Consider the following 21,379-nt stretch of genomic DNA (forward strand, 5'->3'; position numbering starts at 1 on the left):
CCGGCACAATGGCGAGACCCTTTTCCTGCCTCCCGAGGCGGCTGCGCCCGCAGTCCCGCTTCGGCCGTGGAGACCCTGCATGAACAAGCATGACCTGACCTTCATGAAGCACTTTGCCCAGTTGATTGCCGGGCTGATGGTGCTCACCGTGGTGCTGATCCTTTTTGCACATTTCATCTACGGCCAGCATCCGCGCGAGGAGAACGGGGCCATCGTCGCCGCGACCAATGCGCGCATCGCGCCGGTCGGCGATGTCTTTGCGGGCGCCACCGGCAAGGCCGCGATGGAAGCCGCGAAGGCCGCTGCCGCCGCTGCCGCCAAGGGCCAGGTCGCTTATGACGGCACGCTCGATGGTTCGGTGATCTTCAACAACCTCTGCGGTGCCTGCCACGTCTCCGGTGCGGGTGGCGCGCCGAAGCTGGAAAAGGCGCTGTGGGCTGCACGTACCGCCCAGGGCATCGACACGCTGGTCAAGCATGCGAGCGAGGGCTACACCGGTGCCGCTGGCGTGATGCCGGCGCGCGGCGGCAATCCGTCGCTCAGCGACGAGCAGGTGCATGCGACGGTGCAGTGGATGGTCGACAACCTGAAGTGACCCGTTGCGGTCCGATGTCCGGACCTGACGGATGTGCGCGCCGCCTTCGGGCGGCGCCTTGGTTTGCAGTACTGGAATCCGCATGAACACGAAGCGCCTTGTCTCTGCCGTCGCGATCTCGGCCTGTCTGGCGGCCACCGGTTGCGCGCCCGAGATCGGTCCGAACGGCATCCCGGTGGTTGAAGACGGCCCGCTGCAGTGCGGACGCATCGCCGCAGCCATCCACACGGTCCAGGGCAACCAGGCAATGAGCCCGGTGGTCGGCGAAATCGTCGAAGTCGAAGCGCGCGTCAGCGCCAAGTTCATCGACGGTCTCGGCGGCTTCTACTTGATGGCCGACCGCGGCAGCGAAGATCAGGATCCGGCGAGTTCCGAAGGCATCTTCGTGCGCCATGCCGAGCCGCTGGAATGGCCGGTCGGCAGTCTGGTGCGCGTGCGTGCCACGGTGGCCGAACTTGGTCCGGCGCCGGATACGCAGACTGCACTGATCGAGGTCGGCGCGCTGGTTCAATGCGGCAAACCCGTGCCGATGCAGGCACGCCCGGTGGCGGCCGCGGGCAGCGATCCGGCCGGGTGGGAGCGCTACGAAGGCGAACGCATCAGCGTGGCCGGACCGGTATCCCTGGTCGGCAACGAGGATTTGCTGCGCCACGGCAGCTTGATCGTCTCGTTCGACGGCCGCGACTTCGCGCCGACTGAACGGCACATCCCGGGCCAGGACGCGTTGGCGCTGGCGGCGGCCAATGCCGCCAGCCAACTGGTGCTGGATGACGCCCGACTCGACGAGTTCCCGAAGAAGCTATGGCATTTGCCGGCGCCGCTGACGCCGGAGGCCACCTATCGCGTCGACTCCGAGGTGCGCGGCATCGACGGCGTGCTGGAGCAGCGCGAGGGCGAATACCGCCTGCAATTGATTGCGCCGATCGCTTCGGTCACCCATGCGCCGCGTCCGGCCAAGCCGCCGGAAGTCGATGGCGACCTGCGCGTCGCCAGTTTCAATGTCCTGAACTACTTCAATGGGGATGGCGCCGGCGGTGGTTTCCCGACCGAGCGCGGCGCGCAGAATCCCGACGCGTTCAAGCGCCAGACCGCGAAGATCGTGGCCGCGCTCGACGTGCTCGACGCCGACATCGTCGCCCTGATGGAAGTCGAGAACGATGGCTATGGCGAGACCTCGGCGCTGGCCGGGCTGGTTCGCAGCCTCAACAAGGTGCGTGGACCGGAGCGCGGCGATTACAGTTTCGTGAAGCCGGAGGCCGAGCGCATCGGCAGCGATCTGATCACGGTCGCGCTGATCTATCGGCAAAGCCGCGTGCAGACCCAGGGCGCGCCGGCCTTTACCGCCGAGGGGCCGTTCGCGCAGTGGTCGAGGGCGCCACTGGCACAGCGTTTCGTGTCCGGCGCGCTCGATTTCGTCGTGGTCGCGAACCACTTCAAGTCCAAGGGTTGCCAGGACGCCGAAGGTCCGGACCGGGACCAGGAGGATGGCCAGGGCTGCTACAACGCCAAGCGCGTCGAATCGGCGCGCGTGCTCGCCGACTGGCTGGCCACCGATCCGCTCAAGACCGGGCACGATCGCGTGCTGCTGGTCGGTGACCTGAATGCCTACGGCAACGAGGACCCGGTCCGGCTCCTGACCAGTCGCGGCTATATCGACGTGGTCTCGGCGCAGATGAGCGAACCCGCCTACAGCTACGTCTTCCGCGGCGCCTCCGGACGCCTCGACCACGCGCTTGCGACTGCGTCGCTGGCGGCGCATGTCGGTGGTGTCGGCGAATGGCACATCAACGCGGACGAGTCGCCGGGCTTCGAATACGACGAGCCCGACTACGACCGCCGGGCGTTGAAGACGCGTTACCGGCCCGATGTGTTCCGCAGCTCCGACCACGATCCGTTGCTGCTCGGCCTGCGCCTGCAACCGCAGACCGTGGCACCGGTGCCCGGCGGCTGATCCGCGATGTGGCCGACCGCGTTCCCGCAAGGTGCCGGCCCGTTGTTGTTGCCGGGTGCTGCGGGCGCGATCGACGCGGTGATCGAATGGTCGGGCGACGCCTCGCGGCGCGATGCCGTCGCGGTGATCTGTCATCCGCATCCGCTGCATGGCGGGACGATGACCAACAAGGTCGTGACCACGACCGCGCAGGCATTGCGTGAACAGGGTTGTGCGACGTTGCGGTTCAATTTCCGCGGCGTCGGGCGCTCCGAAGGCGGGCATGACGAAGGCCGCGGCGAGGGCGATGACCTGACCGCGATCTGCGCGTGGGTTCGCACGACGCGGCCCACGGCCGCGCTGGTCCTCGCCGGATTTTCGTTCGGCGCCTACGTGTCGATGATGCGCGCCGCCGCGATCCGACCGGACCTGCTGATTTCCCTCGCGCCGTCGGTCGGTCGTCGCGATGTCGATGGCTTCCGCGAACCGGGGTGTCCATGGCTGGTGATCCAGCCCGATGCCGACGAGGTCGTCGATCCGGCCGAGGTGTATGCCTGGGTCGGACAACGCCACCCCGCGCCGACGCTGTTGCGGTTCGATGGCGCCTCGCATTTCTTCCATGGCCGCTTGCTGGCCCTGCGCGAAGCGATCGCGCAGTTCGCCGGACCGAAATTGCCGCCGCCGGCATGAACCCGAGCGCCGCCTACCAGCGCGAAATCGAACGCGGGCATCGCCAGGATGATCCGGCCCAACGCGCCTTGTTGCCGGTGCTGGATCGCATCCATGCACAGATCATCGATCGCGCCGACGATGGCGCGATCCATCGATTTCTCTCCCGGTTCCGTTCGGTGCCGCCGGTGCGCGGCTTGTACCTGCACGGCGGCGTCGGGCGCGGCAAGACCTTCCTGATCGATCTGCTGCACGACACGTTGCCGGGGCCGCGCAAGCTGCGCCTGCACTTCCATCGCTTCATGGGGCGCATCCACGAGGCCTTGCGCGAGGTGGCCGGCGAGCAGGATCCATTGAAACGGGTGGCGCAGCGTTTTGCGCGCGAGGCGCAGCTGTTCTGCCTCGATGAATGCTTCGTGCAGGACATCGGCGACGCCATGATCCTCGGCGAATTCCTGACCCATCTGTTCGAGGCCGGCGCGACCCTGGTGACGACCTCGAACCTGGCGCCGCAGCGCCTCTACGAACACGGCCTGCAGCGCGCGCGTTTCCTGCCGGCCATCGCGCTGATCGAGCGCCATTGCGAGGTGATCGAGCTGGCGAGCACGATCGACTATCGGCTGCGCGCATTGACGCAAGCCAGCGTGTACCTGACTCCCGCGGATGCCGCGGCCGACGCGGTCCTGTCGCGCATGTTCGACCAGCTGGCGCCCGGTGAATTGCGCCCGGACGCGATCCTGCGCGTCCATGACCGCGATATCCCGCTGCGCCGCCTCGCCGACGACCAGATCTGGTTCGACTTCGCTGCCCTGTGCGAGGGGCCGCGCGCGGTGGCCGACTACATCGAGATCGCGCGCAGCTTCCAGACCGTGTTCGTGTCGAACGTGCCGCAGTTCGACAGCACGCAACGCCGCGAAGACGCCGCCAAGCGCTTCGTGCACCTGGTCGACGAGTTCTATGATCGCAACGTGAACCTCGTGCTCAGCGCCGAGGCCGAACCGATGCAGCTGTATCGCGGCGAGCGTCATCGCCACGAGTTCGAGCGCACGTTGTCGCGCCTGATCGAGATGCGCAGCGCCGAGTATCTCGCCCGCGAGCACAAGCCCTGATGCGCGCGCGGCTGCCGACCACGGTCTGGGCACTCGGCATCGTGTCCTTGCTGACCGACGTCTCGTCCGAACTGGTGCACGCGTTGTTGCCCTTGCTGCTGGCCGGTCCGCTGGGTGCGAGCATGGTCATGATCGGACTGATCGAAGGCATGGCCGAAGCCACCGCATCGATCGTGAAGCTGTTCTCCGGTGCACTCAGCGACCGCATCGGTCGGCGCAAACCGCTGGTCGTCGCCGGTTACGGCTTGTCGGCCCTGACCAAGCTGGTGTTCCCGCTGGTGAACAGTGCCGGCTTCATCCTCGGCGCGCGTCTGCTCGATCGCATCGGCAAGGGCATACGCGGCGCCCCGCGCGATGCCCTGATCGCCGATGTCACGCCGCCCGAGCAACGCGGCGCTGCCTACGGGCTGCGGCAGTCGCTGGATACGGTCGGCGCGGTCATCGGGCCGCTGGCGGCAATGGCCTTGATGCTGTGGCTGCTCGATGTCCGCGCCGCACTGTGGTTCGCAGCGATTCCCGGCCTGCTCGCGGTGCTGGTGCTGATGGTCTACGTGCGCGAGCCGGAGCAGCACGCCAGCGACAAGAAGACCGCGTTGACGCTGCGCGACTGGCGCGTGCTGGATGCGCGCGTCTGGGGCGTGATCGGGATCGCTGCGATGCTCAATCTCGCGCGCTTCGGCGAAGGCTTCCTGGTCATCCGCATGCGTGACGCCGGCTTCGGTAACAGCCTGGCGCCGATGGCCTTGGTCCTGATGAGCCTGGCCTTCACGCTGACCGCCTATCCGGTCGGCTGGTGGGCCGACCGGATCCCGCGCCGCTCGTTGTTGTTGACCGGCGTCGTGCTGCTGGTCGTGGCCGATCTGGTGTTTGCCGGCGTACCCGGTCGACTTGGTGCCGCGCTCGGCGTCGTGCTCTGGGGCGTGCACCTCGGTTTCACCCAGGGCCTGTTGTCGGCGATGTTGTCCGACGTCGCACCGAAAGCCCTGCGTGGCACGGCGTTCGGCGTCTTCCATCTGGCCGGCGGCATCGCCTTGTTGGTCGCAAGTGTTGCCGCGGGCGGGTTATGGCAATGGCTCGGTGCGCAGGCGATGTTCCTGGTCGCCGCGGTGGTGGCGCTCGCGGCCTTGATCGGCGCTTCCCGGGCGTCTGCGCTCCGCGCGGATCGATGACCCGGCGCCTGAGCCTCCAGGACGAAGCGCCTCCCCCAATCAATTGTTATACTGTGTGAACGCCCGGCGGGCGTTCTCTTTGGGGGTAAGTCATGTTGCGCACCGTATTCCGCAGCCTCGCGCTGCTTCTCGTTGTTTGCACGCCGGTCCTGGCGCAAGATGCCAAGCCCGAAGATGTCGTCGTCGATCAGGCGCGCGGTGTCGATCCACAGGTCGACTATGCCGGATTGAAGGCCCTCGGTCCCTGGGATGACCGCAACTATCAGTTGACCCACGAAGACCTCACCGTGATCCCGGAGAACGATCGTTTCGTTCCCGGCGTGCCGGCCTTCTTCAAGGTCCAGAAGCGCAAGGAAATGGCCGCGCAGGGCTTCCCGCTGTACGAGCACTATCCGCGCGAGTTCAACAAGGAGTTCAACTATCGCTTCGGTGGCCTGCTGCGCAACGGCGTGCTGCTGCGCAAGGGCCTCGGCCGATATACCCATCCGGATCCGGCCAATCCGCCGCCGCCGCTCCTGTATGCGACCGACCCGTTGCCGAAAGCGGCGCCGATCATCGGCGAGGGTCCGTTCGATGGCACGAACAGCGACAACGAAACCGCGATCGAGTACCACCCGGCCAATCCGAACATCATGATCCTCGGCTCGAACGGTGTCGGCGGGCAGCGCATGGTGGCCTCGACCGATGGTGGTTCGACCTTCATCAATGCCGGCGTCTTCCCGGGCTCCTGCTGCGACCCGGCGATGGACTGGTCGCCCGACGGCAGCATCGTCTACGGCGCCACCCTCGGCGGCACCTGCGGCGGCGGTTTCTGCACGCAGGTGTACTGGTCGTTCAACAACGGCGCGAATTGGCTCGGTCCGGTCTCGGTATCCACCGCCAGCTCGGACAAGGAATACATCCACGTCGACAAGTCGCCGACCTCGCCCTTCTTCGGACGTGCGTACGTGACCTGGCATCAGGGCAACGTGATGCAATTCGCGCGCATGAACACCGCGCCGGTCAACGGCGGTGCTGGCATGACGTTCCAGCCGACGCAATCGTTCGCGGCGGAAGAGCGCGGCATCGGCAGCGACATCACCACCGATGCGCAAGGCCGTATCTACTATTTCTGGCCGACCGTCACCAACAATTCGACCGAAGTCCGGGTGCTGCGATCCGACGACGGCGGCGTCACCTTCGTCGATCTCGACCCGGGTACGGCCGCGCAGAGCAGCATCGTCTACGACCTCTGGGGCGACTTCGACTTCGCGATTCCGGCCATGGAAACGCGTCGTGCCTTCATCTATGTCGCAGCGGATGTCGACACCAGCGGCGGTCCGCACAACGGCCGCATCTATGCCGCGTTTGCCGACGAGAACCAGGCGGCCGGCAGCCCCGGCGGCGGCAGCGGTTCGGCGTCGGCCAGTCACGGCTGGGTCGTGGTGCGCTATTCCGACGATCAGGGTGCGACCTGGCAGAGCGCCGCGCCGCCGCATTCGATCGCCGACCAGACCACGGTCGACCGCTTCAACCCGTGGCTGGATGTCGATGCCATCGGCAACGTGCATGTGGCGTTCTACGACACCCGCAACTCGGGCGCCGGCCTGCGCGACAAGACCGACTTCTACTACGTGTTGTCGACCAATGGCGGCACCAGCTGGATCGAGGAGACGCGGGTGACCGCGGCGACGTCGCCGAACATCAACGACGGCCAGGAATGGGGCGATTACAACGGCCTGTCGACGGCCGCGGGCAATGCCACCGTCGGCATGACCTGGACTGACAATCGCGCGGCACAGCGCTCCTTCATCGGCCGTGTCACCAATGTCGGTGCCGGTGCGACCTATCTGATGAACGTCACGCCGACCACGATCAGCGCCTGCGCAGGCACGCCCCTGCCGCCGATCAACCTCTCGCTCAGCGGCATCACCGGCTACACCGGCACGGTCACGCTCAGCACGCCCGGCATCGATGGCGCTGCATTCCCGAGTGCGACGTTCTCGCCCAATCCGGTGGTGAATCCGGCCGGTGGCGGCACGCCGTCGGTGTTGACGGTCACGACCGCAGGCGGTGCCGCGACCGGCAACTACGCGATCAACGTGCATGCCACCGATGCCGGTGGACCGCCGATCGTGCGTGACGCCGTGGTCAATGTCAGTCTCGCCAGCGGCTCGCCCGGCGCGGCCACGCTGACCACGCCGGCAGACGGCGCGACCGGCGTGGCGACATCGCCCGTGCTCACGTGGGCGGCGGTTGCCGGCGCCAGCGGCTATGTCGTCGAAGTGGCCTCGGATGTGGCCTTCAGCAACATCGTCAGCACCGGCAATGTCACGGTGACGAGCTTCCAGGCCGGTGGCCTGACGCCGAACACGGCCTACTTCTGGCGCGTGCGCGCGACCAATGCCTGCGGTACCGGTTCGAATTCCGTGGCCCGCACCTTCACCACGGCGAACGAGGTCTGCTTCACCGGCACGCTGGCAATTCCGGATAACGCCCCGGCCGGCGTGAGCAATGTGCTCACCGGTTCCAGCGGCGTCCTGACCGACCTCAATGTCCGTCTCGAAGCCACGCACAGCTGGGTCGGCGATCTGAAGATGACACTGACCCATGGCGTCACCACGGTGGCCGTGGTGGATCGTCCCGGGGTGCCGGCGAGCACCAATGGCTGCAGTGCGAACGACGTGGCCGTGACCGCGGATGACGAAGGCGCCGACGGCACCATCGAAGCCGCGTGTGCCGGTTCGCCGCCCGCGGTGACCGGCGTGAGGACGCCGAACCAGCCGTTGTCGGCCTTCGATGGCCAGGACTTCGCCGGCAGCTGGACCCTGACCGTGTCCGACAACGCCGGCGCCGACCTCGGCAACCTGACGCGCTGGTGCTTGTTCCCGACCATGAACGTGGTGGTCGACAACGTCTTCGGCGACGGTTTCGAATAATTCGTCATCGCTCCGGACTGGAAAGGGCGCCCTCGCGGCGCCCTTTCTTTTTTCGACAGGCCTCGGAGCAATGCCGGACCGCGTCCCAGTCGCGCGCCCACTTCTTGCGCCAGGCAAAGGGCCGGCCGCAGGTGACGCAAGGCTTCGATGGCAAGTTGGACTTGCGATAGCGCGGCGGTTGTTCGGGTGGGCGTTTCATTGCGGCGAAAACAGGTCGGATTGTGGCGAGCGTTCCGGCCGTCGCACCGCGACACTGCGCTTGCGGCTGCCATGCTTGCGCAGCACCGACTCGGCCAGTTCCTGCATGCCGGGCTGGCGGCGCCATGCGAGATAGCGATTGCGCGCCTCGCGTGCAGCGATCTCGTGGTCGACGACCGGTGCGGGATAGTGCGTGCCGATGCGACAGCCGGCCGCCTGTTGCTGGGTCTGGCCCATCAGCCAGGGCGTATGCAGGAAGCCGTCCGGAACGCCGCGCAGTTCCGGCAACCAGCGGCGGATGAAGACGCCGCGCGGGTCCTGGTCGTGACTCTGCTGCACCGGGTTGTAGATCCGCGGAATGTTGATGCCGGTGACGCCGCTCTGCATCTGCACTTGCGGAAAGTGGATGCCGGGTTCGTAGTCGGTGAATTGCCGCGCCAGGAACAGGGCAGGTTCGCGCCAATGCAGCCACAGGTGGTAACTCGACACGGCGACCAGCATCGCGCGCATGCGGAAGTTGATCCAGCCGGTCTGCGCCAGCATGCGCAGGCAGGCATCGACGAAGGGCCAGCCGGTCTCGCCGCGACGCCATGCATCGAAACGGTTCGCATCGAAGTCCGCCTCGCGCAGGCCATCGAAGCCCGGATGCACGTTGCGGAATTCGATGTCGGGCTCCGACTCCAGTTTCTGGATGAAGTGGCAATGCCAGTGCAGGCGCGACTCGAGCGAGGCCAGCGAACGCCGCCAGGGATCCGCGCAGCGGCTGCGTTCGGTGCGGACGCGCTGAACGAGTTCGCGCAATCCGATCGTGCCCCAGGCCAGGTGGGGCGAGAGCCGCGAACAGGCCGATGCCGCGCTCAGCGGACTCGACATCTCGCGGGTGTAATGACGGCCGCGTTCGGCGAGAAAGCTGTCGAGCAGCGCGAGCGCCTCGGGCCGGCCGCCGCGTTGTCGATCGCGACAGGCGTCGGCCGGCAACGCCGGCGTCGGCCAGTCGGGAATGGCGCCGGCGTCGAAGGGCAGGCCGGGTTGCGACGCGATCTGCAGGGGCAAGTCCGGCGCGCGCATCACCTGCTCCCACCGTGCCGTCCAGCGCTCGCGGCTGCGCAGCCGCCGGACGACGCCGAAGCCCGGATATTCGGTCAGTGCGATGCCTTGTTCGCGCACCCAGCCGAACACGCGGCGGTCGCGCTGGAAGGTCCAGTCATTACCGGTTTCCTGATGGGCGTGGATCGACGCGATGCCTTGCTGGCGATGCAATCGCGCCAGCACCGTGACGACATCACCGCTGCGCACCACCAGCGGCAAGCCAAGAACGGCGAGCGCCGCACGCAACGCGACCAGTGATTCACGCACGAAGTCCCATTGCCGGCCACCGGCATCCGGCTGTGCCCACAACTCGGGCTCGACGATGTAGAGCGGCAACACCGCGCCCGCAGCCGCGGCACGCGCCAGCGGCGCATGATCAGCGCAGCGCAGATCCCGCTTGAACCAGACGACATGCCACATGCCGACAGCATCGCCGCAGGCCCGCGCAATCGGCGTGAAGTCGACGCCGGCTCAGGCGCCTTGCATCGCTGCGACCAGCACTGCTTCCACAGACTGCGACGGGTCGCTTCGAATCGCGTCGAGACGTGCGCGGTCGAAGTCGGCGCCGATGCGGCCATCGCGCAACACGCAGACGCGGGTGAGCAAGCGCTCGGCGAGTTCGATGCCATGGGTGGCCAACACGATGGCGGTGTCGCCGGCGCGCTGCTGTTCGCCGAGGAATTGCTTGAACGCGAAGGCGCTGACCGGATCGAGGCCATTCAGCGATTCGTCCAGCAGCCACAGCGGTGCACGCCCGGACAGTCCGGCGACGATGCCGGCCTTCTGGCGCGTGCCGAGCGAGCAGGCACCGATGAACGCGTCGAGCCAGGGCGACAGGCCGAGCCGTTCGGCGAGGTGCAGCGACGCGGCCTTCGCGCTCGTCGGCAATCCGCGTGATGCCTGCACGAGTTCGAGCAGTTGTCGCACGGTCAGGCCGTCGGGCAGGCGTTCCGGCGCGATCGCCACGGCGCAGCAATCGCGTGCCGCAGCGGGGTGCGCCGCCAGATCGTGGCCGCCGATGCGGATGCTGCCCGTGCTGCCCGGAACCAGGCCGACGATGGCCTGCATCAAGGTCGATTTGCCGGTGCCATTCGCGCCGACCAGTCCGACCCACTCGCCACGTGCCACGCGCCAGTCCAGCGCATTCAGCACCCGGCGTCCGCTGCGTTCGACGACCAGTCCGGCGATCTCAAGCATGCACGTCGCCCCGCCACACCCGTCGCGCCAGCAAGACCAGCAGGCCGGACGCAGCCAGTGGCAGCAAGGGCGGCATCGCGCTGGCCAGTGCCGCGGCGAGGACCGCCAGCTGCATGCGCGCCAAGCCGAGGCGGTGGGGTGCGTGGCGCAACACGATCGCGAGCAGAAAGTCGATGCTCGCCGTGATCACCACGGCAACGCCAATCACGAGCGTGACCGCGGGTGTGATCCGCACGAGCTGCAGCAGCACGCTCGACACGAACGCAAGTAGGCCGGTCAGCCCCAGATGCAGCGGCCACAGGGCCCGCCACAATCGCCGCGCGCACGGCGGGCGCGCCGCCAGCACGGAAGCGACCTCGGCCGCGAGTCGATGCGCGACATCGAGTGCATTGAACAGGGCCGCCAACATCAGCAGGCTCATCGGCAGCAGGATCGCGAAGGCCTCGGTGGGTGCCAGCAGCAGGCCGGCCGCCAGTGCCGTGGCGGCACGGCCGCGCATCCAGGCACTGCCGGCGCGTTGCCACCACCACTGCGGCAGGTGCGGCAAGTCGGTTGAGCCGAGCGATGCCAGCCAGCGCGGCACCTGCGCCAGACGAGGCGGTCGCGTCGCTTGCGTCGACGCGCGACCTGCAGGCGCCGGCATGAACACGATGGTGAGCAGGGCGGCGAGCAAGGACCAGCGCAACGACGCCGCGCTCGACCAGGCGGCGCCCGGGTCATGCAGTGCGACCATCCCGACCACCAGCGTGACGGACGCCACCGCATGCAAACCCAGCACCATGCGCGTGCGCGTATCGCGTCGGCGCTGCATGTCGCGCCATACCGGCATCGCCGCACCGGCAGAAGCGGCATGGCGCCTCGCATCGCGTCGCAAGCGAGTGCGCGCCAGCACCATCGCGACGCCTATCGCCGCCAGCGCCAGCAGCGTTTCATGGGCACGGATCCACATCGCACCGGCCGTGATCCAGTGGGCGTCGACGCGCCACCAAAGCAACACCAGGACCCATGCCAGCACGCCATAGGTCGCCGCCAGGAACAGCGTCTGCGGCCACAACGCCCGCCGTGCCTGCCAGCGATGGCCGGCCAGCATCTGGTCTTCGAGGGTCAATGGATGGGGCAGCGCGGGCATGGCTGGGAGAGAGTGTGGAGCGCCGCGCAAGTTCCCGCGACTCCGCGCCAAACACCCCCACCTATCCCTGTCACAACGAACCCGCGACAATACACGGCCTCGCGCCGGCTCCGGCGCGGAACCCATTCAACCGGAGAAGACCCATGGCCGAGCCCACCCTGAACGTGCCTGCAGATGGCGCCAAGATCACGATCACGAACGGTGTGCTGAGCGTGCCGCCGAATCCGATCATCCCGTTCATCGAAGGCGACGGCACCGGCGCCGACATCTGGCGCGCCTCGGTGCGCGTGTTCGATGCCGCGGTCGAAAAGGTCTACGGCGGCGCGCGCAAGATCCACTGGATGGAGATCTACGCCGGCGAGAAGGCGAACAACCAGTTCGGCAACTGGCTGCCGGAAGCCACCGTGCAGGCCTGCCGCGATTACCTGATTTCGATCAAGGGTCCGCTGACGACGCCGATCGGCGGTGGCATCCGTTCGCTCAACGTCGCGTTGCGACAGATGCTCGATCTGTACGTCTGCCTGCGCCCGGTGCGCTGGTTCAAGGGCGTGCCGAGTCCGGTGAAAGACCCGTCGCAGGTCGACATGGTGATCTTCCGCGAGAACTGCGAAGACATCTACGCCGGCATCGAGTTCGAACACGGCTCCGAGTCGAACAAGAAGTTCATGGCGATGTTCAAGGAAGCCTTCCCGAAGGAATTCGGCAAGATCCGCTTCCCGGAGACCTCGGGCATCGGCATCAAGGCGGTTTCGAAGGATGGCACCGAGCGTCTGGTGCGCGCCGCCATCGAGTACGCGATCGAGTTCAAGCGCAAGTCGGTGACGATCGTGCACAAGGGCAACATCATGAAGTTCACCGAGGGCGCGTTCCGCAACTGGGGTTACGCCCTGGCCGAGCGCGAATTCGGCGACAAGGTCTACACCTGGGACCAGTGGGAACGGACCAAGGCCGCGAAGGGCGAGGCCGAAGCGAACGCCGAGCAGAAGGCCGCGGTCGCGGCCGGCCGGATCGTCATCAAGGACGCGATCGCCGACATCACCCTGCAACAGGTGCTGACCCGTCCGAACGAGTTCGACGTGATCGCGACCTTGAACTTGAACGGCGATTACCTCAGCGACGCGCTGGCCGCGCAGGTCGGCGGCATCGGCATCGCGCCGGGCGGCAACATCAACTACGTCACCGGCCATGCCGTGTTCGAAGCCACGCACGGCACCGCGCCGAAATACGCCGGTCTCGACAAGGTCAACCCCGGCTCGGTGATCCTCTCCGGCGAAATGATGCTGCGCTACATGGGCTGGGTCGACGCCGCCGACGCCATCATCGCCGCGATGGACAAGGCGATCGCCAACAAGACCGTCACCTACGACTTCGCCCGCCTGATGGATGGCGCCAAGGAAGTGAAGTGCTCGGAATTCGCGGATGAGCTGATCAAGGCGATGTGATCCGCGTTCGTCAGCCTGTGTGCATCGAGGCCCGCTCCGGCGGGCCTCATCATGTGCGGACTATTGATCGACGGTTTCGAAGCTGTTGTTGAAGACGCCTGTCGAGCCGAAGCGCGCGATGGCGACATCGCTGTCGTTGCCGTTCCAGACGCGGGTGCCGACGGCCATCAGGCTGTAGGCGGGATCGATGTAGAGACGTTGCACGAAGGAGCGGTTGTTGTTGGCGCTGGCGCTGCTGTAGGGGTAGCTCCATTGCGCAAGGCCGGCGACACCGAACTCGGACGAGGTCGTCAGTGCGCCACCGTTGGCAGGGGCGATGAGGCCGCTCAGGCGACTGGTCAGCGGGCCGCTGCCGAAGGGCTGGAACCCGGCCGCGATGACGACCAGGTTGCCGAGCGACACGGGTGGCGTCACATAGGCATTGTCGACGCCGTTGTCGACCGCCGTGCAATTCACCAGCAGTTGCTCGCCGAATTGCGCGCGCATGACGAAGGGCGAATTGATCCCGCCGGTCTTGCGGATGCCGGAGAAGACATAGTCGCCCGGGGCCAGCATCGCAACCCCGAACAGTTGCGGTTCGGCGAACGACAGGCATTTCGGGATCGTGATGCCGCCGCCGACATCGAACGGCGAACGGCTGGCGGTCGCGACGTAATTGCTCGGGCCCGGGCTCAGGAAGAAGACCTTGCCATGGGCCGAGGTGCCGGTCAGGAAGGCAGTGGCGACGATGCCGCTGTCGATTTCGGCCGCCGAAATGAAGGCCGCGGTCCCGCCATTGCTGGCGCCGAAGTTGTAGCTCCGCAGGGATTGAGGCGTGCCGTCGGCCGGCATTTCGGCAACGAAGCCGAAGCGTGCGTCGCCATCGTCGTACCAGCCCGCGATCAAGAGGTTGCCGTTCGCCAGACAGTCGACATCGCGGATGGCTTCATCGTGGTCGACGGCATCGTCGCCACGGCTGAACGCGATACCGCCATCGCCTGCGAACGTCAGGTCATCGGAACCGTCGGCGTTGAAGCGGACGAGGGCGAGGTCCTTGTTGCCGGCCGAGCCGTTCGCGCCCGGCGTCATGCCGGCGACGACGATGCGCCCGTTGGGATCGACGCAGGCGTCGACCACTGCGGTCAGGGCGGCGTCTTTGACGCGCTTGCCGGTGCCCTGGAAGCTGGTGTCGATGGCGCCGGTGTAGAGATGCCGGGCCAGACCGATGCCGACCAGATTGGCGTCGGCGTTGTTGATGTCGACTTGCGCCACGCTGGTGATGCGCCCGTCTTGCGGATTCGAAAAGGCGTTGACGCCGATGTCGGTAAAGGCCGTGCCGGACTGGTCGAACAGCACCGGCACGCGACCGGGAATGGACGAGTTGAAGGTGCCGTCCAGCTCGCTATAGCGGTCGATGGCGATCGACCCGGCGAGCGCCGGAGCCGCGGCGACGGCGAAGTGCAGGACACAGAGCAGGCGAAGCAGGCGCATGACAGACGTTTCCTTGGGAACCTGCGCCTGAAAACGCAGTTCCGCGGAAAAACCGGCAGAACGATCAGCCGCGATAACTCTGCAGATGGATACTGGTCTCGGTGGCGCTGATGCCCTTGATGCGGCGGATGCGTTCGAGCGCTGCGGCGAGCTCCTGGAGGTTGCCGACGCGGAGGTCGGCGAGCAGGTCCCAGCGGCCGTTGGTGTCGTGCAGCGCGGCGATGCCGGGTTCGCCGAGCAGGGCGCGGATCACGAGTTGCTGGTTGCCTTCCACCGCGATGCCGGTCCAGGCGTGGATCTCGTCCGGTGCCGCATCGGGGCGCAGCTTCACGGTGTAGCCGACGATCACGCCGTCACGTTCGAGCTTCGCGATGCGGTTCGTGACCGTGCCGCGCGACACCTTCAGCTGCGCGGCAAGTTCGGCGATCGAGGCACGGGCGTTGTGGCGCAATTGTGCGATCAGTTGCTGGTCGAGGGCGTCCATCGATCAATTCGCCAAATAAGTCTGCCGAAATGCTACATGGATGCCGTTGTGATTGCATTTCTGACGTTTTGATCTGACAGCGATCTCCGGACAATGGCGACCTGACACGACGCGCCGTCGTGTGCCGCTCGGAGACGCCCGCCATGACCCTGCTGCTCACCACCCAAGACATCGCCCAGATCGTCGCCCGCATCGGGTTGCCCCAGGTGCTGGCGCGCATGGTGGCGTACATCGAAGACGATTTCCGGCGCTGGCCCGAGTTCGAGAAGAGCCCTCGTCATGCCGTGCATTCGGAGGTGGGCGTGATCGAACTGATGCCGATCGCCGATGCGCGCGAGTACAGCTTCAAGTATGTCAACGGCCATCCGAAGAACACTCGGGAAGGCCTGCCGACGGTGATGGCCTTCGGCGTGCTCGCCGATGTCGCGACCGGCGTGCCGACCTTGCTCAGCGAACTGACCCTGACTACGGCGATGCGCACGGCCGCGACCTCGGTGATGGCGGCCAAGCGCCTGGCGCGCCAGAACGCGCGCACGATGGCCTTGATCGGCAATGGCGCGCAGAGCGAGTTCCAGGCCTTGGCCTTCCATCATCTGCTCGGGATCGAGGAAGTGCGCCTGTTCGATCTCGACGCCGCGGCGACGCTGAAGCTGGTCGCGCACCTGTCTCACGTGCCGGGGCTGCGCGTGGTCGTCTGCACCAGCACCGCCGAGGCCGTGCGCGGCGCCGATATCGTCACCACGGTCACCGCCGACAAGACCAATGCGACCATCCTGACGCCGGACATGATCGCGCCCGGCATGCACATCAATGGCGTCGGCGGCGACTGCCCGGGCAAGACCGAACTGCATGCCGAGGTGCTGGCGCGTGCATCGGTGTTCGTCGAATACGAGCCGCAGACGCGCATCGAAGGCGACCTGCAGCAAATGCCGGCCGACTTCCGCGTCACCGAGTTCTGGCGCGTGCTCGCCGGCGACGCCGCGGGCCGTGCGATGGACGGCGAGATCACCGTGTTCGACTCGGTCGGCTTCGCGCTCGAGGACTATTCCTCGCTGCGCCTGCTGCGCGACCTTGCCCGGGAACTGGGTCTCGGCGCACCGGTCGGCTTGATTCCCGACCTCGCTGACCCGAAGGACCTGTACGGGCACCTGATGGCCGAAGCAGCCGTCCCATTGAAGCGCGCGGCCTGATCGCCGCGCGGTTCACGCCGCCGCTGGCGGTGCCGATCCGGCCTTCTGATACCAGCCGTCGAAGGCCGTGGTCCAGGTTTGGCCGCCATCGGTCGATGACTCCCAGTGCTGACGCACGCGCCCATCGGCCTGCGGCGTCCAGGTGATGCGCTGGTGGCCGTCTCCGGACTGCAACGCCATCGCGCCGCCGTTCAATCCACCGTGCAGCAACAACGCATTGCCGCCGTTGTCGACCCAGAACTGGGTCCAGCGATCCTGTGCGGCGTCGTAGATGTTGTGGCTCTTGCCATCGCTGCCGCCACCGCCTTGCCAGTGTTCGGCGATCACGCAGTCGCCGAGGATCTTCTCGATGCGGCTGTGCCCGACCCGTTGACCCTTGGGGCCGTAGACGTCCCACTCGCCGACCCAGAAATCGAAGTCGCGGAAGTGGCCGCTGCGGCAGGCCTCGCCGGGTTTCGGCGGTGTCGGCGGCGCGACGGTGTCGCTGGCGATTGCAGTCATGGTCCACCATCCGATGCAAAGCAAGAGTGCGATACGCATGGCCACCTCGCTGGAGTTGTGGCCATCCTCGCGCCACTCGCCGGTTCGCGCCGGTGCCGGTGGTCACGTCTACGTTGTCGTCAGAACGGAAATCGCTCGATCGCGATGACGCGTGTCGCCTGCGGATAGGCGAGGGTGAGTTGGCCGTGGTTCGCGTCGCTGAAATCGAACTGGATCGTGCCGTAGGCACTGGCGCTGATGCGGGCCGGGTCGACGCCATTCGACAGCGCGCCGGTGCCGGCGTAGTTCGTTCGATACAGGTTGCCGCGCCAACGCGTGCTGGACGCCCACTGGCCCTCGCTGAACACCAGCCAGAGCGGCTGCCCGGCGTCGTCGAAGGTGTAGAAGGTGCCGGTCATCTGATGATCGGAGCGTTGGACGAGGGTGAAGCCGCTGCCGGATTCCTGCGGTCGCCACCAGATGCCGCCGAAGTCGGCGAACGGCACCGTGGCGATGTCCTTGTCGAGCACGCGTGATACCTGCTGGATCAAGCGGGTCGTGTCGGCGCGGGTGGCACTGAAGTCGCCGTAGATGAGCAGGACACCGGCGATGCCACGCGGCAAATCGAGCCAGGGCGTGAAGCCGAATGCGCCCGGGCTGCTGATCAGCGTGCTGTGCCCGTTCGCGTCCTTGGCCTCCACCCAGTGGCCGATGCCATAGCCGGCCCCGGGCAGCGGCGACGAAATCACGCGGGTGCCGACGGTCTGGTCGCGATCCATCGCACTGACCGTCGCCGAGTTCAGCAGCCGCTGGCCCGTGGCCTTGCCGTGCGCCTGCCACATCAGCAACAGCTGCATGTAGTCGGGCGCGGTCGAGAACAGGCCGCCAGCGATGCGCGGGTTGGCCGTATCGATGTTCGGGAAGAAGCTGTACTGCGTGCCGGTCATGCCGAGCGGCGTCGCGACCTCGCGCCGGAACAACGCGCTCCAGGATTCGCCGGTCGCGCGTTCGGCCAAGGCACCGGCCACCTGCATCGCATTGCCGCCGTAGTCCATCACCGTGCCCGGCGTGCCGGTGAGCGGCAGCTGCAGGATCTCGCTGCTGCACGCGGCCAGCGTGGTGGCACGATCCGCCAGACACGGCGAAGCGCCATGCAGATCGCCGCCAGGAATGGCCGAGGTCATCGAGAACAGCTGGCGCAGCGTGATTGCACGTTTGTCGGCCGGTGCATCCGGCAGGTATGTCGAGATCGGATCATCCCAGCCCATCCGGCCCTGATCGACCAGGCGCGCGATCAGCGCCGCCGACATCCACTTGCTCGCCGACGCGACCGGCACGCGGGTGTCGAGCGCGTAGCTGCCATACGCTTTCTGATGGACCACGACGCCGTCCTGCGCCAGCAGCAACACCGCGCCGCCGAGGTGGTGCTCGGCCACCAAGGCGTCGACCGATGCATCGACGGCATCGAAACGCGTATCGGTCGCCTGCACGGGCGCGACGACACCGAGCAACAGCAACGACCACCAGCAACGATTCAACGTGACGCGCATGACGACTCCGGAAGCGAGATCACCCGAACGCGGCAACGACCGAACAGTTGACCGGACACGGCGTCGCCGGCTCGAAATGTCGGAACTCGGTCAGCGCCGCACATAGCGCAGGTGGGTGGCAGCGGGGCCATCCAGCACCCGATCGATGCGGAACTGCGGCCCGGGCTCGCGCAGGTTCTCGAACAGACGCCGCCCGCTGCCGAACAGCACCGGCGCGAGCGCGATTTCCAGTTCGTCGACGACGTCCAGATTCAAGTATTGCTGGATTACGTCGGCGCCGCCGGCGATACGGATGTCGCGGCTGCCTGCGGCTGCCCGCGCCAGCGCCAAGGCCTGCTCCGGTCCGTCGTTGATGAAGTGAAAGGTGGTTCCGCCGGGGCGTGCCCAGGGCTCGCGCTGCTCGTTAGTCAGCACGTACACCGGTGTATGGAATGGCGCCTCGTCCGGCCAGGCGCGTTCGCCCTGGTCGAACATGCGCTTGCCCATGAGGTGGGCGCCGATGCGCTCGGTGGTGCTGCGCACCAGGTCATTGACCGGACCCGTCTCGCCGCCGGGTCCGAACTTGAGGTTCTCGCGGAAGGACTGCTGATTGATCAGCCAGGCCATCAGCGCACCCCACTTCGCACCCCAGCTCTTGTACCCGGGATTCACCATGGTCATTCCGTCCGGCGCCAGGTAGCCGTCGAGGCTGAGTGCGATGTTGACGAATACCTTGCTCATGCTGCTCCTTGACGTCGGCGCGTGGTGGGTGGGTGCGTGTGATGCAGAAGGCGTTTCACGTGTTATCGCCGCCATGTGGCCGATACATGCACCACAAGGTCGCCTGGCCAAGGCTGCCGCGGCCGGTCTCGACAAAGCCCGCGCGCTCGTAGAACGGAATGTTCGAGGCCTTCGCCGTCTCGAGGTAGACGCCGCAAGACATCGAATCACGGGCAGAGAGATCGCAGAACGACGTCAGCAACTGTTTGCCGATGCCTTGGCCGTGCAAGTTCGGGGACACGCCGATCACGCCAAGATAGTAGTGAGGCGTCTGCGGCTTGGCCTTGATCGAGAGCTCATCGTAGACGGCCAGACGGTCGGGCAGCCCGGGCACCGAGCGTTCGAATCGGTCCCATTCTTCCGCAAGGTCCGCAGGCCAAGCGGGCGGCTCGGTTGCGTAGCCCATTGCCGCGCCGTCAATGCCGGTTGCGCCGCGCGCCACGATCACCGGCATGTTCAATGCGATGCGCGCTTGCATCTGTCAGCGACCGCCCCAATGGCGCCATTCCAGGATCGGCATAAAGGCGCCACTTCATGATCGCCATAATGGCGCCACGTCAGGATCGGCGTAATGGCGCCACTTGATGATCGGCGTATAGGCGCCAAGGTGGGCTGAGCAGGACTCGAACTCCACGGCCGTACGCTTCCGGATTTATCCGGAGGTGCGCGGTGAGCAGACGGAGATTCGAGATGTTCCAGTATCGACAGGTTCTGGTGCGGCTGCGCCAGGGCGATTCCGATCGCGACATCGCGCGGTCGCGGCTGATGGGCCGCAAGAAGCTGGGCAAGTTGCGCGAGCGCGCCGAGCAGATGGGCTGGCTCGATCCGGCTTTGCCGTTGCCGGATGATGCGGCACTGGCCGCGGCGTTGACGCCGACGCGAGTGGCAGCGAGCACGGTGTCGACCTTGGCGCCGTTCGCGTCGCTGATCCGCGAATGGTGCGCGCAAGGCCTGCAAGGCACGACGATGCATGCGGTCTTGTGTCGCAACCACGGCTACACCGGCAGCTATTCGTCGATGCGCCGCTTCCGCCAGCAACTCGCAGCCGCGGAGCCGGAGGTGTGCACGACGATGCGCCTCGACTTCGATCCGGCCGAGGCCGCGCAGGTCGACTTCGGCTCCGGACCGGAGATCACCGACGTGCACACCGGCGAAGTGTTCAAGACCTGGGTGTTCGTGATGACGTTGTGCTGGTCGCGCCACCAGTACGCCGAGGTCGTGCGCGACCAGACGATTGCGACGTGGCTCGGTTGTCATCGCCGTGCGTTCGAATGGTTCGGCGGCGTGCCCGGGCGGATCATCATCGACAACCCGAAGTGTGCGATCACGCGTGCCTGCATCACCGACCCGAGCGTGCAGCGCGCTTATGCCGAGTGTGCCGAAGGCTACGGCTTCAAGATCAGCCCGTGCCCGCCGCGTGATCCGCAGAAGAAGGGCATCGTCGAGTCCGGCGTGAAGTACGTCAAACGCAACTTCCTGCCGCTGCGCGAGTTCCGCGATCTCGCGGATGCCAATCGACAGCTCAAGGAATGGGTGCTCGGCACTGCCGGCACGCGCAATCACGGCACCACGCGCGAGCAGCCACTGGCGCGCTTTACGACGACGGAGCGCAGCCTGCTCATCGCGCTGCCGGCGCATCCGCCGGAGATCGCGACCTGGGCCCGAGTCACCGTGCACCGCGATGCCCACGTCCAGTTCGAGAAGACCTTGTACTCGGTGCCATTCCGCCTGATGAGTCAGCAGCTGTGGCTGCGCGCCACCGATCAGCTGATCCAGATCTATCGCGAGCAGGAACGCGTCGCCACGCACGTGCGCACCTCATCGCATCGCCGCTCGACCTTGCGCGATCACTTGCCGCCGGACGCGCTGGCCTGGTCGATGGCCGATCCGCAGCATTGTCTGCGCGAGAGCGAACGCATCGGGCCGCAGTGCCACACGCTGATCCAGCGCCTGTTCGCCGATCGCGTGCTCGATCACCTGCGCGCCGCACAGGGCGTGATC

The 21,379-nt window shown here is 66.7% G+C and carries 19 protein-coding genes; 9 read left to right on the forward strand and 10 right to left on the reverse strand.

All coding sequences use genetic code 11. The annotated features are described in order from the left end of the window. The first annotated feature begins 79 nt into the window (after positions 1-79). The 6 genes from IPP28_05435 (at position 80) to IPP28_05460 (ending at position 8,390) form a co-directional block, all read left to right on the forward strand. On the forward strand, positions 80-595 hold the full coding sequence (locus tag IPP28_05435; GenBank protein MBL0040489.1) for a cytochrome c5 family protein: 516 nt from the start codon (positions 80-82) through the stop codon (positions 593-595). 82 nt (positions 596-677) lie between these two features. Further along, positions 678-2,546, forward strand: a complete 1,869-nt coding sequence (locus tag IPP28_05440; protein MBL0040490.1) for an ExeM/NucH family extracellular endonuclease — start codon at positions 678-680, stop codon at positions 2,544-2,546. Between the two features lie 6 nt (positions 2,547-2,552). Further along, positions 2,553-3,215, forward strand: a complete 663-nt coding sequence (locus IPP28_05445; protein ID MBL0040491.1) for an alpha/beta hydrolase — start codon at positions 2,553-2,555, stop codon at positions 3,213-3,215. Further along, positions 3,212-4,303, forward strand: coding sequence for an AFG1 family ATPase (locus IPP28_05450; GenBank protein MBL0040492.1), 1,092 nt, complete (start codon positions 3,212-3,214; stop codon positions 4,301-4,303). The genes IPP28_05445 and IPP28_05450 overlap by 4 nt, the downstream gene beginning before the upstream one ends. Further along, on the forward strand, positions 4,303-5,472 hold the full coding sequence (locus IPP28_05455; protein ID MBL0040493.1) for an MFS transporter: 1,170 nt from the start codon (positions 4,303-4,305) through the stop codon (positions 5,470-5,472). Before IPP28_05450 ends, IPP28_05455 begins: the two co-directional genes overlap by 1 nt. 92 nt (positions 5,473-5,564) lie before the next feature. After that, positions 5,565-8,390, forward strand: a complete 2,826-nt coding sequence (locus IPP28_05460; protein ID MBL0040494.1) for a proprotein convertase P-domain-containing protein — start codon at positions 5,565-5,567, stop codon at positions 8,388-8,390. Between the two features lie 4 nt (positions 8,391-8,394). Here the strand turns inward: IPP28_05460 and IPP28_05465 are convergent, their stop codons facing one another. The 4 genes from IPP28_05465 to IPP28_05480 are packed head-to-tail and all read right to left on the reverse strand — an operon-like array spanning position 8,395 to position 12,003. After that, the gene (locus tag IPP28_05465; GenBank protein ID MBL0040495.1) at positions 8,395-8,589 is read right to left on the reverse strand and encodes a DUF2256 domain-containing protein; all 195 of its coding nucleotides are present in this window, start codon (positions 8,587-8,589) and stop codon (positions 8,395-8,397) included. Then, positions 8,586-10,097, reverse strand: coding sequence for a deoxyribodipyrimidine photo-lyase (locus IPP28_05470; protein ID MBL0040496.1), 1,512 nt, complete (start codon positions 10,095-10,097; stop codon positions 8,586-8,588). Before IPP28_05470 ends, IPP28_05465 begins: the two co-directional genes overlap by 4 nt. 51 nt (positions 10,098-10,148) lie before the next feature. Continuing rightward, entirely contained in the window at positions 10,149-10,874 is a 726-nt protein-coding gene (locus tag IPP28_05475) for an ABC transporter ATP-binding protein (protein MBL0040497.1), read from the reverse strand. Then, entirely contained in the window at positions 10,867-12,003 is a 1,137-nt protein-coding gene (locus IPP28_05480; GenBank protein MBL0040498.1) for a hypothetical protein, read from the reverse strand. Before IPP28_05480 ends, IPP28_05475 begins: the two co-directional genes overlap by 8 nt. Positions 12,004-12,146: 143 nt before the next feature. Between IPP28_05480 and icd the strand changes: the two genes are divergently transcribed. Next, positions 12,147-13,445: an NADP-dependent isocitrate dehydrogenase gene (gene icd, locus IPP28_05485; GenBank protein MBL0040499.1), complete on the forward strand. Its 1,299-nt coding sequence runs from the start codon at positions 12,147-12,149 to the stop codon at positions 13,443-13,445. A gap of 60 nt (positions 13,446-13,505) precedes the next feature. On the opposite strand, the gene IPP28_05490 is transcribed toward icd, so the two are convergent. Together IPP28_05490 and IPP28_05495 are read right to left on the reverse strand one after the other, a co-directional pair. Next, positions 13,506-14,915 (reverse strand): hypothetical protein, encoded by a 1,410-nt coding sequence (locus IPP28_05490; GenBank protein ID MBL0040500.1) that lies wholly within the window; start codon positions 14,913-14,915, stop codon positions 13,506-13,508. Positions 14,916-14,979: 64 nt separating this feature from the next. Beyond that, the gene (locus IPP28_05495; protein MBL0040501.1) at positions 14,980-15,399 is read right to left on the reverse strand and encodes an Lrp/AsnC family transcriptional regulator; all 420 of its coding nucleotides are present in this window, start codon (positions 15,397-15,399) and stop codon (positions 14,980-14,982) included. 143 nt (positions 15,400-15,542) lie between these two features. Between IPP28_05495 and IPP28_05500 the strand changes: the two genes are divergently transcribed. Then, entirely contained in the window at positions 15,543-16,589 is a 1,047-nt protein-coding gene (locus tag IPP28_05500; protein MBL0040502.1) for an ornithine cyclodeaminase, read from the forward strand. A gap of 12 nt (positions 16,590-16,601) precedes the next feature. Here IPP28_05500 and IPP28_05505 read toward each other — a convergent pair whose 3' ends face one another. From IPP28_05505 to IPP28_05520, 4 genes are all read right to left on the reverse strand, one after another. After that, positions 16,602-17,090, reverse strand: coding sequence for a hypothetical protein (locus tag IPP28_05505; GenBank protein ID MBL0040503.1), 489 nt, complete (start codon positions 17,088-17,090; stop codon positions 16,602-16,604). A 119-nt stretch (positions 17,091-17,209) separates the two neighbouring features. After that, positions 17,210-18,619: a beta-lactamase family protein gene (locus IPP28_05510; protein ID MBL0040504.1), complete on the reverse strand. Its 1,410-nt coding sequence runs from the start codon at positions 18,617-18,619 to the stop codon at positions 17,210-17,212. A gap of 90 nt (positions 18,620-18,709) precedes the next feature. Then, positions 18,710-19,339, reverse strand: a complete 630-nt coding sequence (locus tag IPP28_05515; protein MBL0040505.1) for a dihydrofolate reductase family protein — start codon at positions 19,337-19,339, stop codon at positions 18,710-18,712. 55 nt (positions 19,340-19,394) lie between these two features. Next, complete coding sequence (locus tag IPP28_05520; GenBank protein MBL0040506.1) at positions 19,395-19,832, reverse strand: GNAT family N-acetyltransferase; 438 nt, start codon at positions 19,830-19,832, stop codon at positions 19,395-19,397. 236 nt (positions 19,833-20,068) lie between these two features. Here IPP28_05520 and IPP28_05525 point away from each other — a divergent pair. Continuing rightward, positions 20,069-21,379, forward strand: a 1,311-nt coding sequence (locus IPP28_05525; GenBank protein ID MBL0040507.1) for an IS21 family transposase, incomplete at its 3' end; no start/stop codon positions are given.

The sequence above is a fragment of the Lysobacterales bacterium genome (assembly GCA_016721845.1).
Taxonomy (GTDB): domain Bacteria; phylum Pseudomonadota; class Gammaproteobacteria; order Xanthomonadales; family Ahniellaceae; genus JADKHK01.

Bases quoted from the DNA above. Each gene is read 5' to 3' on its own strand.
- IPP28_05435 (MBL0040489.1), top strand. From the start codon at position 80: ATGAACAAGCATGACCTGACCTTCATGAAGCACTTTGCCCAGTTGATT.
- IPP28_05440 (MBL0040490.1), top strand. From the start codon at position 678: ATGAACACGAAGCGCCTTGTCTCTGCCGTCGCGATCTCGGCCTGTCTG.
- IPP28_05445 (MBL0040491.1), top strand. From the start codon at position 2,553: ATGTGGCCGACCGCGTTCCCGCAAGGTGCCGGCCCGTTGTTGTTGCCG.
- IPP28_05450 (MBL0040492.1), top strand. From the start codon at position 3,212: ATGAACCCGAGCGCCGCCTACCAGCGCGAAATCGAACGCGGGCATCGC.
- IPP28_05455 (MBL0040493.1), top strand. From the start codon at position 4,303: ATGCGCGCGCGGCTGCCGACCACGGTCTGGGCACTCGGCATCGTGTCC.
- IPP28_05460 (MBL0040494.1), top strand. From the start codon at position 5,565: ATGTTGCGCACCGTATTCCGCAGCCTCGCGCTGCTTCTCGTTGTTTGC.
- IPP28_05465 (MBL0040495.1), bottom strand. From the start codon at position 8,589: ATGAAACGCCCACCCGAACAACCGCCGCGCTATCGCAAGTCCAACTTG.
- IPP28_05470 (MBL0040496.1), bottom strand. From the start codon at position 10,097: ATGTGGCATGTCGTCTGGTTCAAGCGGGATCTGCGCTGCGCTGATCAT.
- IPP28_05475 (MBL0040497.1), bottom strand. From the start codon at position 10,874: ATGCTTGAGATCGCCGGACTGGTCGTCGAACGCAGCGGACGCCGGGTG.
- IPP28_05480 (MBL0040498.1), bottom strand. From the start codon at position 12,003: ATGCCCGCGCTGCCCCATCCATTGACCCTCGAAGACCAGATGCTGGCC.
- icd (MBL0040499.1), top strand. From the start codon at position 12,147: ATGGCCGAGCCCACCCTGAACGTGCCTGCAGATGGCGCCAAGATCACG.
- IPP28_05490 (MBL0040500.1), bottom strand. From the start codon at position 14,915: ATGCGCCTGCTTCGCCTGCTCTGTGTCCTGCACTTCGCCGTCGCCGCG.
- IPP28_05495 (MBL0040501.1), bottom strand. From the start codon at position 15,399: ATGGACGCCCTCGACCAGCAACTGATCGCACAATTGCGCCACAACGCC.
- IPP28_05500 (MBL0040502.1), top strand. From the start codon at position 15,543: ATGACCCTGCTGCTCACCACCCAAGACATCGCCCAGATCGTCGCCCGC.
- IPP28_05505 (MBL0040503.1), bottom strand. From the start codon at position 17,090: ATGACTGCAATCGCCAGCGACACCGTCGCGCCGCCGACACCGCCGAAA.
- IPP28_05510 (MBL0040504.1), bottom strand. From the start codon at position 18,619: ATGCGCGTCACGTTGAATCGTTGCTGGTGGTCGTTGCTGTTGCTCGGT.
- IPP28_05515 (MBL0040505.1), bottom strand. From the start codon at position 19,339: ATGAGCAAGGTATTCGTCAACATCGCACTCAGCCTCGACGGCTACCTG.
- IPP28_05520 (MBL0040506.1), bottom strand. From the start codon at position 19,832: ATGCCGGTGATCGTGGCGCGCGGCGCAACCGGCATTGACGGCGCGGCA.